General features: G+C 69.0%; 11 protein-coding genes and 3 pseudogenes. 6 read left to right on the forward strand and 8 right to left on the reverse strand.

All coding sequences use genetic code 11. The annotated features are described in order from the left end of the window. Positions 1–626 precede the first annotated feature (626 nt). Positions 627–917: a DUF6192 family protein gene (locus tag ACIRVK_RS44510; protein WP_404257731.1), complete on the forward strand. Its 291-nt coding sequence runs from the start codon at positions 627–629 to the stop codon at positions 915–917. Positions 918–1,046: 129 nt separating this feature from the next. On the opposite strand, the gene ACIRVK_RS44515 is transcribed toward ACIRVK_RS44510, so the two are convergent. Genes ACIRVK_RS44515 through ACIRVK_RS44525 form a run of 3 tightly spaced genes read right to left on the reverse strand, consistent with a single transcriptional unit; the run spans position 1,047 to position 2,223 of the window. Beyond that, complete coding sequence (locus ACIRVK_RS44515; protein ID WP_404257733.1) at positions 1,047–1,583, reverse strand: hypothetical protein; 537 nt, start codon at positions 1,581–1,583, stop codon at positions 1,047–1,049. After that, a complete protein-coding gene (locus ACIRVK_RS44520) occupies positions 1,556–1,957 on the reverse strand; it encodes an MFS transporter (protein WP_404257735.1) in 402 nt (133 codons plus the stop codon). Before ACIRVK_RS44520 ends, ACIRVK_RS44515 begins: the two co-directional genes overlap by 28 nt. Continuing rightward, a complete protein-coding gene (locus ACIRVK_RS44525) occupies positions 1,927–2,223 on the reverse strand; it encodes an MFS transporter (protein WP_404257737.1) in 297 nt (98 codons plus the stop codon). Before ACIRVK_RS44525 ends, ACIRVK_RS44520 begins: the two co-directional genes overlap by 31 nt. 104 nt (positions 2,224–2,327) lie before the next feature. Between ACIRVK_RS44525 and ACIRVK_RS44530 the strand changes: the two genes are divergently transcribed. Next, positions 2,328–2,879, forward strand: a complete 552-nt coding sequence (locus ACIRVK_RS44530; RefSeq protein WP_404257739.1) for a MarR family winged helix-turn-helix transcriptional regulator — start codon at positions 2,328–2,330, stop codon at positions 2,877–2,879. Then, a pseudogene (locus tag ACIRVK_RS44535) lies at positions 2,786–2,980 on the forward strand (IS5/IS1182 family transposase); the annotation flags it as partial. The gene ACIRVK_RS44530 and the pseudogene ACIRVK_RS44535, both read left to right, overlap by 94 nt. Positions 2,981–3,161: 181 nt before the next feature. Here ACIRVK_RS44535 and ACIRVK_RS44540 read toward each other — a convergent pair. Next, positions 3,162–4,364: an FAD-dependent oxidoreductase gene (locus ACIRVK_RS44540; RefSeq protein WP_404257741.1), complete on the reverse strand. Its 1,203-nt coding sequence runs from the start codon at positions 4,362–4,364 to the stop codon at positions 3,162–3,164. Between the two features lie 122 nt (positions 4,365–4,486). On the opposite strand from ACIRVK_RS44540, the gene ACIRVK_RS44545 reads away from it, so the two are divergent. Beyond that, the gene (locus ACIRVK_RS44545) at positions 4,487–5,143 is read left to right on the forward strand and encodes a TetR/AcrR family transcriptional regulator (RefSeq protein ID WP_404257743.1); all 657 of its coding nucleotides are present in this window, start codon (positions 4,487–4,489) and stop codon (positions 5,141–5,143) included. A 561-nt stretch (positions 5,144–5,704) separates the two neighbouring features. Here the strand turns inward: ACIRVK_RS44545 and ACIRVK_RS44550 are convergent. The 3 genes and pseudogenes from ACIRVK_RS44550 to ACIRVK_RS44560 form a co-directional block, all read right to left on the reverse strand. Continuing rightward, positions 5,705–6,988 carry an MFS transporter gene (locus ACIRVK_RS44550; protein WP_404257745.1) on the reverse strand — a complete coding sequence of 428 codons (1,284 nt, stop codon included), beginning with the start codon at positions 6,986–6,988 and terminating at the stop codon, positions 5,705–5,707. A gap of 65 nt (positions 6,989–7,053) precedes the next feature. Further along, positions 7,054–7,140, reverse strand: a pseudogene (locus ACIRVK_RS44555) (transposase family protein); the annotation flags it as partial. Between the two features lie 2 nt (positions 7,141–7,142). Continuing rightward, a pseudogene (locus ACIRVK_RS44560) lies at positions 7,143–7,271 on the reverse strand (IS5/IS1182 family transposase); the annotation flags it as partial. A 9-nt stretch (positions 7,272–7,280) separates the two neighbouring features. On the opposite strand from ACIRVK_RS44560, the gene ACIRVK_RS44565 reads away from it, so the two are divergent. Continuing rightward, positions 7,281–7,700: a hypothetical protein gene (locus tag ACIRVK_RS44565; protein ID WP_404257751.1), complete on the forward strand. Its 420-nt coding sequence runs from the start codon at positions 7,281–7,283 to the stop codon at positions 7,698–7,700. 96 nt (positions 7,701–7,796) lie between these two features. On the opposite strand, the gene ACIRVK_RS44570 is transcribed toward ACIRVK_RS44565, so the two are convergent. Beyond that, complete coding sequence (locus ACIRVK_RS44570) at positions 7,797–8,783, reverse strand: alpha/beta fold hydrolase (protein WP_404257747.1); 987 nt, start codon at positions 8,781–8,783, stop codon at positions 7,797–7,799. Positions 8,784–8,929: 146 nt separating this feature from the next. On the opposite strand from ACIRVK_RS44570, the gene ACIRVK_RS44575 reads away from it, so the two are divergent. Next, positions 8,930–9,538 (forward strand): helix-turn-helix domain-containing protein, encoded by a 609-nt coding sequence (locus ACIRVK_RS44575; RefSeq protein WP_404257749.1) that lies wholly within the window; start codon positions 8,930–8,932, stop codon positions 9,536–9,538. The last annotated feature ends 173 nt before the right edge of the window (positions 9,539–9,711 follow it).

Raw genomic sequence — 9,711 nt, forward strand, 5'->3', positions numbered from 1 at the left:
ACCGGTAAGCCGTGTGCGGGAAAACCGCACGCACGGATTGAAAGGGGAATGGGGAAACGGGCTCGAAAGAGCACCGCGCCCCTGACTACCAATGGGCAGGGACGGGTGGGTGCGGTGGTCCGCTGATGCCGTCGGCGAAGGCGACGGCAGTGTTCTGTTCGAACGTCTGCCGGTCGCGGCACTGGCGGCGGATGCGGTGGGCGCGGGCGAGGACCGAGGCGGTGAAGGTCGGCGTGACGGCCGGCTGTCCGGATTGCGGGCAGTCGTGGACAGTCGGGGTCGAAGGTCCTGCCTGTCGCAAAGGGGCCTGGCACAAGTGGCGCACCGGGCCACGCGGGGCGTGAGGCCGCGCGACCACCGGGCATAAGCCGCTCAGCGCGCCGGGGGCGTGCGCCCTCTCCGACAGCCTCTGGCCCTCTGATGGTGCGAAGTATCCGTCTGCCAGGGAGAGTTGGTGGCATGACGGGTGCCGCACCCCGGGCCCGTGGGGGCGGTGTTCGGATGCCCGAGAGGATCGGGAGTATGACCCGGGAACGCTACGACGAACTGGTCGAGCTGGGGCGGGACTGGGTCGCCACGATGAGCGGTGCCGGTGCCGGTGCCGGTGGCGGATCGGCGATGCGGCCGTGGAGATCGAGCTGATGCGCTCGTATGGGGATGCGAATCCGTCCGGGAAGGACGACCTGTTCACGGTCAGCGCGGCCATCCAGCTGTTTGCCCACGACATCGGCCCGTCGTACTCCATCGTCCGCGACTACCGGTGGCTGGCCTCGCGCTGGCCAAAGGAGCGTCGGCGGACGGATGTCTCGCACACGATCCACAAGATCCTGGCCAGCATCCCGGAGCCCGCTGGGCGGTTCGAGGCGGTGAACAACCTCCCCGCCATTTGCCTGCGCCGCCCACGTGCATCGTGCTGAAATGATCAGTTGGCTGTGCGTGCTGATTCCGGCGGCACCGGAACTCGCGAATGTCGAGACCGGCACGCGCTCGCTGGTGCCCGAACGCACCGACATCTGGGCCCGGAACTCCGGAAATGAGCAGGTGTTTCACGTACGACGGGCATGGAGAACGGCCAGCGCGGCTGCGGCGCAGATGGCCATGGTGGTGCCCATGGCGACTGCGGTGACATGGCCGGGCAGGTTCATGGCGGAGGCGGCGAGGCCGCCGACGAGGAATTGCAGTAGTCCTTGCAGGGAGGAGGCGGCTCCGGCGGCAGAGCCGTGGCCGCTCAGTGCCAGGGATGTGGCGTTGGCCAGCACAATGCCGAGCACGGACACCACCAGGAAAAGGCAGGTCAGCAGCAGCGGTAGCGGGAGGCTCAGCACGGCGCAGGTCAGGACGCCGACGGAGCCGAGGGTTGCCACAGTCACGCTGACGCGCAGCAGGGTGTGCTCGTCGGCGGCGCGGCCGACGAGCCGGCCGCTGACCTGCCCGAGCAGCACGACGCCCAGGCCGTTGAGGCCGAAGACGAGGCTGAATTGCTGGGCCGTGAGCCCGAAGGCGTCTTGCAGGACGAACGACGATCCGGAGATGTAAGCGAACACGGCGGCGAACATCAGTGCCGCGGCGAGAACATAGCGCATGTAATGGAGGTCGGTGACCAGCGTCCGGAAGGTCCGCAGCGTCGCGCGCGCGGGTGAGCCGGCGCCCGCTTGGCGTCCGGCAGCGACTCGGGCAGCGCGAAGACGATGGCCAGCAGCAGGGCACCGCCAGCGGCGGCGAGCACCAGGAACACCACGCGCCAGGTGGTGAGCCTCAGCAGTTGGCCGCCGATGACGGGTGCTACGACCGGGGTGATGCCGCTGACGACCATGCGGGTGGAGAAGAACCGGGTCATGGCGGTGCCGGAGAACAGGTCCCGCACGATGGCCCGGGCCAGGACCGTGCCCGCGGCCGCACCCAGCGACTGCAGTATCCGGCCGGCGATCAGGTAGCCACGGCGGGCACCAGCGCGCACCACAGCGACCCCGCCAGGTACAGCGCCGTACCGGCAAGCAGCGGGCGGCGCCGGCCCCACGCGTCCGACAGTGGACCGACGATCACCTGGAAAAGGGCCAGGCCGATGACGAACGCCGTGAGGGTCATCTGGACCGGCGGCGCGTTGGTGTGCAGTGGGTGAGCCATGCTCGGCATGGCGGGCAGGTACATGTCGATCGTGAGTGCACCGAAGGCGCTCAGCGAGCCGAGGATGAGGGCCAACTGCGCCCGGCGCCCCAGGTTCACCGGCTTCGGGACGTCGGTGCTCTCCGCTGTGGCGACCGCCGACCGGTCTCCCGCATTAATTATGGAGGCATAATTATGATGTCATAATCCAGTAGGGTGGCGCCATGCCCCGCGACACAGAAAACGGTGTGGACGCCGATGGCCCGCTCGCCGACCTAGCCGACCTGATCCTCAACGTCGGCCGGCTGGTGCGTGCCCGGACTCCGGAAGGCCCGCAGGTGGTGACACTGACCGAAACCGAGCGGCAGGTGATGCGGGTCGTCGACCTGTACCCCGGGGCCGCGCCGAGCGAGATCGCCCGCCGCACCCGGCTGCAGCGCACCAACGTCAGCACGGCGCTGCGCAGCCTCGAGGGCAAGGGGATGGTCTCTCGCGCCGCCACCGACGGCCGAGGCGTCGAGGTGCACCCGACCGAGCGCGCGGCGGCCAACCTCAGGGTGCTGCGCGCCGCCTGGGCACAGGAGCTCGCCGTTATCCTGGGTGACGACCTCGACATGGTCCGGAAATGCACCTACCTGCTCAGCTACCTGGAACAGCGGCTCACCGCCGACGACCAAGGGGGTCCATCAAGACGGTCCGGCGCCCGCCGGATGCCAAGGGCCTCGTCGTGCTCCCACGCAGGTGGGCCGTCGAGCGAGGCTGGTCATGGATCATGAGGGCCCGCCGTCACTGCCGCGACCACGAACGGCTGCCCGAGATGAGCGAATCGCTGATCACGTGGGCGGCGATCACGCTGATGACCCGGAGGCTGACCCGCCGCACGACCCGTCCCGCCGAACGCCGCGATGTCGCCCACGGCCGCGTCATGCCAGAAGCCGCTTGATCCGGCGGGACGGCAGTGAACACTTCTGGTGCGATCGGCCCATCTCCCGGCCGTCGCGACGGGATCGCCCTGGCGGTCGGGGAGCTGACGGTCAGCATGTACTTTCCGGGGTACGTCAGTCCTGGATGAGGGCCAGTTGCTTCTGGATTTCACGGGGGTTGGTGTCGCCTGCGACCTTCTGCAGCAGCGGGGTGTGGTCGAAAATGAAGTCCCGGACCGGCCGCAGCAGTGCGGGCGTGTGGTGGAAGACCTTGCCGAGCATCCATGCCTGCTGGACCTGCCGGGAGGTGTGGGGCTTGCGCGGGTCCTCGTAGCTTTGCAGCGCATTCTGCACGGCGGTGAGGTCGGTGAGGTCGACGCCGCGCAGGGCCCGGCCGAGGAAGTAGCCGTCCTCGATGGACATGCCCGCACCGTAGGCAGCGTAGGGCGAGGTCGGGTGTGCGGCGTCGCCCACGAGGGTGGCCCGTCCCTTGGACCACTGCTGCAGGCGGGGCCGGTCGCGCAGCACCCAGCGTTGGACGTCGTCCGGCTCCGTCCGATCGATCAGCCCGGGCAGCGGCGCGGGGAACTCCGCGGCCAGCGCGGTGGCCGCGGCCTTGAGGTCGGACGGTGCGGGGGCGTCGGGGTCGGTGGCGGTGAGCACCCACCACTGGTTGCCGTCGCGGCCCTTGTGCCTGATCGACGTCCAGCTTCCCTGCACCGTCCTGCCGTGCGTCAGAACGCTCATGTTCGGTTCGGTGCCGGGGACGTCGGTGAAGGTGAATCCGCCGAAGATGTGCAGCCGGTGCTCCCGCTTGGGCGTATCCCCCCACAGTGTGCGCCGTACCAGCGAGTCGATGCCGTCCGCGCCGACCAGGACGTCGTGCTCGGCCGCGGTGCCGTCGGCGAAGTGCAGGATGACCGCGTGGTCGTTCTGCTCGATCCGGTTCACCTGCTGGTTGAATCGCAGGGTGTCCGGCGGGATGGCGGCGAGCATCCGCTCGTACAGTTCGGGCCGCAGCAGTCCGATGAACCCGCCGCCGTAGGCGCGCTTGGTCTCCGGGTCCTGCTTGACGCGCACGCGTACGCGGCCGCGGAGGTTGCGGAACTCGGTGTCCGTGGGGGAGCCGAGGTCTTCGGTGTCCACTCCGAGTGCACGGAGCGCCTTCAGGGGTGGCGGCCACAGGTTGAGGATGTTGCCGGCCGGCCGCGCCTCGCGGTAGCGCTCGTAGACGGTGACCTCGTGATCGGCCTGGGCTATGGACAGGGCCGCGGCCATACCGGCCGGACCGGCGCCGAGGACGGCGACACTGCCGCCGGGGTTGTTCGGCACGGGCATGGAGCACCTCGTGTCATCGAGAGGAAAACAGTAGCAGGCGCTACTGTTAGCCGCAGACTGTAGTGTGGACTACGGTTTAGTCAAGACCTGTGCACGCACCCTGAGAACGAGAGGCTGAGGTCATGGGCGACGCCCGAGCAGCGCAGGCGGCCGACCTGGAGATCCGGCCGCCCAAGCAGCGGCGCAGCCGCGAGGCGTGGAACCGGGTGCTCGATGCCGGAGTGTCGATCCTGGAGGACGGCGGGCACGAGGCGTTCACCATCGCCGCCGTCTGCGAGCGGGCCGGGGTCGCGCCGCCGGCGATCTACGCCCGCACCACCAGCAAGGACGCCCTCTTCCTCGCCGTCTACGAGCACGGCATCCAGCGCCTGCGCGCGGAGCAGCAGGTCTTCTCGGACAGCAGCCGATGGGCAGACCTGTCCGCGGCCGAACTCGTCCGCGCGGCAGTGGCCGAAACGATCGGCATGTTCCTGCGACATGAACGGTTCCTGCGGGCCGTCGTCCTGATCTCGGCGTCACATCCCGAGATCCGGCGCCGAGGTTCCCGCTACAGCCAGGAGCTCGGGAACGGATTCGCCAAGGTGGTCCTTCGCGTGGCGGACGCCATCACGCTGCCCGACGTCGAGACCGCGGTCCACTCCTGCTTCAGCACCGTCTTCGCCGCGTCGGTCATCCGGGTTGCCTACGGTCCGGGATTCGCCAGGCCGGTACCCGTGAAGGACGACGCGTTCGTCGCCGATCTGGCGGAGACGGCGGTGCGCTACCTGCTGTCCGCCTGACGGTGTTTGACATACCTCTGCCATCTACGGCACCGCTGTAGCGTCACCACACAGCGACGAGATCACGGGCTCACACGTCAGACCGAAGCACCCGGTTCAGACACAAGTTCCAAAAGTGCGCGGCTGATACCCCGGGGGCCAGGACGCGTGACATGAAAGCAGTTGTGGCCTTCGGGGCCTTGATACGCGCCGGACGGAGACTCGATTGGGCGATCTCGGGCCACTCAGCGCATACCAGCAGGGCCTCCTGCTCGGTGGTGTCGAATCATCGAGCAACAGGAGAGGGCTCTGCGGTCATCTGGGGGTATGACTGCCTGGCTCACCGGTTCGGAAACACCGCTGACACCCCGTTGTGCGAGCGGCGGTATCCGACGGTCATGCGGACGCGGGGTGGGCCCAGGTCCTGCCGCTGCTGCCGCTGACGCGACAACGCCCTGCGCAGGAGGTTCCACGACCGGTTGCGCGACGGTATTGCACCTGCTGCACAGAGGCCTTTCTCCGAACTACGGGTTCATCCGACAACCCTTGCATCGTCCTTCAGCTCTCTGCGTGCGCTTGTTCTCAATCGTGGGCCCGCGGAAGGTCACGCTCGCGGCGCATCGGACTTGCGGCAAGGATGAGCCAGCTGGGCGCGACGATACCCGTCGTGATCCACATTGCCGGGCGATACCCGACGATGTCGCCGAGCACGCCGCCGAGCAGAGACCCGAGTGGAATGGTGCTGTGGTTGATCATCATGGCCGTCGCCACGACCCGGCCGAGCATGTGCGGCGGGCAGTAGGCCTGCCGGAAGCTGCCGACCACGATGTTGGCCACGGAAATGCCGATCCCGACGAGGAAGGCTCCCATCGCGAAGAGCAACAACCCCGGCCCCATGGTGGCCATCGGCAGGAGCAGCGCGAACGGCGCGGCGGCGACCTGGAAGAGAAGAAGCCCGCGCGCGGTGCCGAACCGTCGGCTGACCCTCGTGGCCACCAGCGCGCCCACGATGCCGCCGGTGCTGCCGCCGGTCAGCAGCAGACCGACCATGGCTGGGATCAGCCCGACGGTGCGGACCAGGAAGACGACCTGAACCGCCTGGTAGCCCATCAGCGCCATATTGATCACGGCGCCCCAGGTGACCATCGGCCGCAGGTACCGGTCCCTGCCCACGAAGCGGAGCCCGTCGCTGATCTGCCGGCGGAGGGGGACACGTTCCTCGTCCCGATCGCGGTGCTGCTCCATCACGCTGATCCGCTTCAGACAGGCCGCGGACACCAGGAACGTCACCGCGTCGGCCACGAGCGCGGTGACCGCGCCGAACGACTGCGCGAGGAGCCCCGCCACCCCCGGCCCCGCGACCTGGGTGGCGGCCTCGCTGCCCTGCAGCTTGGCGTTGCCCTCCAGCAGGTCACGGCCGTCGAGCACCATCCGGATGTACGAGTGGTAGGCGGTGTTGAAGCACACGGTCGCGGTGCCGGATATCAGGGCGACGACGACCAAGTGCTGGAAGGTCAGAGCGTCGAGCCACGCCGCCACGGGAATGGTCACCAGTGCCGCGACTGCCACCAGATCGCACGCGATCATCAGGGGCCGTTTGCGTATCTGGTCCACCCATGCGCCTACGGGCAGCCCGACCAGCAGCCAGGGCAGCCAAACCGCCGCGGCGAGCAGGCCGACGGCGGTGGAGCTGGCGTCCAACTCTTCAACTGCGATCAGCGGCAACGCGACCGCGGTGATGCTGTTGCCCAGCCCGCTCACGGTCTCGCCTGTCCAGAGCAGGCGGAAGTCCGGTTGGGTGAATACGCCCCAGCGGGCTCGGGGCCGGTTCGGCGCGTCGTTCATCGAGTCCACAGCGGGCATCATGCCGTGAACTCTTCAACCTGCCGTACCGGTCGCGCAGTTGGGCTGTCGGATGAGCGAGCGCCGCCGTAGGCGTGGGCGGTGCCGACGGATATGCCGAAGCCCGCGGCGATCTGCGCTAGCGTGCCGTGTCCGCGCAGGTGCACAAGGGCGAGGGCAGGCTCCACGGTCGGCCCTTGCGGACCGGGTCCACGCCCTCGCGCCGTAGCGCGGTGATCAGCTTGTCGAACTGTCGCGGGCTCAGTCCGCTGGACGGGCCTGTCCAAAAGGCCTCTGGCGCCGTCAGACTTGGCGGATGGAGATGAACGCCCCGGGGCCGTTGGCAGATGCCTGGGACTGGATGGAGGAATGCGCGCGGTCCGCCGACGCCGCGGTGCGGGGGACCGATTCCTGGACTCCTCCTGTCGCAGAGGAGTTGGTGCTGGCCGCCGGGGCGAGTGCGTTGAGCCAGTGGTATCCCTTCGCCAGCCACAACTATCTTCGGTTCGAGGACAGCCCCGCGTTCTGGATGCCTGGGGCACAAAACAACGTGCACGAGCTGGCGGGGTCCATCTCCTTCGACACCGGTGGGCCGGAGGGCCGTCCCTCCTTCCGGGTCTGGAGCGGCCTCCTTCTCCGGAAGCCCGACCCCGTACTCGTACTCGCCACTCCGAACGCTGTTGAGGCGGTAGACGCACTGGTAGGGCTGCTACCGGCTCGTGGCATGGAGAGCTGACCGCAGCGGGTGTCTTCTTGCACAGCATTTTCGGGACACCCTTTCGGCGCGGCGCATCTGAAACGCTCCACCAGGCTGCTCAGGAATCCGCCTGGTTCAGCCCTGAATCGTGGCGAGCCAGTCGGTCAGCAGGCGGTTGACGTCGTGAGGGCGTTCCTGCTGGATCCAGTGACCGCAGCCGTCCAGGAGGTGGGAGGCGGACAGGGCGGGGAGGGTGGTGGGGTAGGCGTCGATGGCGGCGGCCATCCAGGTGGTGGAGGCGTCGAGGGAGCCGCCGATGAACAGGGCGGGTTGTTTGATCGGGGCTCCGCGGTGGGGGGCGAGGTCTTCCCAGTCGTGGTCCATGTTGCGGTAGCGGTTGAGGGCGCCGGTCAGGCCGGTGCGCTCGAACTCCCCGGCGTAGATGTCGAGGTCCTCCTCGCTCAGCCATGCTGGGAGCGGGCCGGCGGGGAAACGGTCGCGTAGCCGGCCGCCGCGGGCGACGAAGTGCGGGTCGGGCTCGCCCTGGGAGCGCATGGTGTCGGCGGACAGGGCCGCGTAGAAGCCTGCGAGCCAGCCACGGACGTCGGGCTCGATCTCGGCCTCGGCGCGGCCGGGCTCCTGGAAGTAGGAGACGTAGAACTCCTGCTCGGCGCCGCCGATCTGGCCGAAGACGTCGGTGGGGCGGGGACCGCCGGGCGGTGCGTAGGGGACGCTCAGCAAGCCGACCGCGCGGAAGACTGCGGGGTGGAGCAGGGCGGAGGCGGCGGCGATGTTGGAGCCCCAGTCGTGGCCGACGATCACCGCGCTTTCCTCGCCGAGGGCGCGCACGACGGCGACGTTGTCCTCCACCAGGTCGAGCATTCGGTAGGCGTCGGTCGCAGTGGGCTTGGAGGAGCGGCCGTAGCCGCGTACGTCGATCGCCACTCCCCGGTACCCGGCCGCGGCGAGGGCCGGGAGTTGGCGGCGCCAGGAGTACCAGGACTCGGGGAAGCCGTGCACGAGCAGGATCAGCGGGCCGGTGCCCTGCTCCACCAGGTGCAGGCGCCCGGCAGGGGCTTCGACGGTGCGGTGGCGCAGTACGGCGGTCGGCTCGGATCGCATGGGGGACTTCTCCTCGGTTCGCGGGCGGCCGGCGGGAACCCATCGATCATGCGACGCGGCGGACACTCGACGCGATCAGCGTTGCCGTTCTGGCAAGGTTGCAGGACTGGCGGGTGAAGCGGCACGGCGGGAAGGACCAAGGGACGGTGGCAGGGGACGACGTGGCCCGGACGCTGGCGGCGATCGGGCCCCGGCTGCGGGTCGTGCGCGAGCGCCGTGGCGTCACACTCGCCGCTGTCAGCTGTGCGACCGGCATCTCGCCCAGTACCTTGTCGCGGATCGAGACCGGCCGGCGCAAACCCACCCTGGAGGTGGTGCTGCAACTGGCGAAGGAGTACGGAGTCGCCCTGGACAAGCTGGTCGGCACCGCACCCGCCCCTGCGGCCGAGCCCCGCAGCACGGCGCCGCACCGCTTCGGCGACGACAAGGCAGTGTTGCCGCTGACCCGGTACGTCGGCGGCCTGCACGCGCACAAGCACGTCCTGCCTGCCGTCGCGGAGCCGCCTGGGCGGCCCCGGCAAGTCTCCCACGAGGGCTACGAATGGCTCTGCGTCCTGTACGGGCGGTTGTGGCTCGCGCTGGGCAGCCAGGACCTCGTCCTGACTGCAGGAGACGTCGCCGAGTTCGACACTCGAACCCCCCACGCAGTCGCGAACGCCGGATCCGACGGACCGGTCGAGTATCTGATCATGTTCGGGTCCCAGGGAGAACGTCTACGGCTGCGCACCCCCCCCAGCCGCTGGTCGCGGGACTGATGACAGAAGGACCGGTCAACTTGACCCGGCCCTGAGGGACCGGGCTTGAAGGTAGTGCCCAGCTGGCTGCTGGGTTGGCTCCTCCGTCCAGCCACCCCTATCGGGTGGCAGGGGCGCGTGACTCACGCCCCGCGTTCCACACGCTCTCGCCACGGGTGGCGATGTTGTGGGAA

Source organism: Streptomyces sp. NPDC101152 (genome assembly GCF_044768275.1).
Classification (GTDB): Bacteria; Actinomycetota; Actinomycetes; order Streptomycetales; family Streptomycetaceae; genus Streptomyces.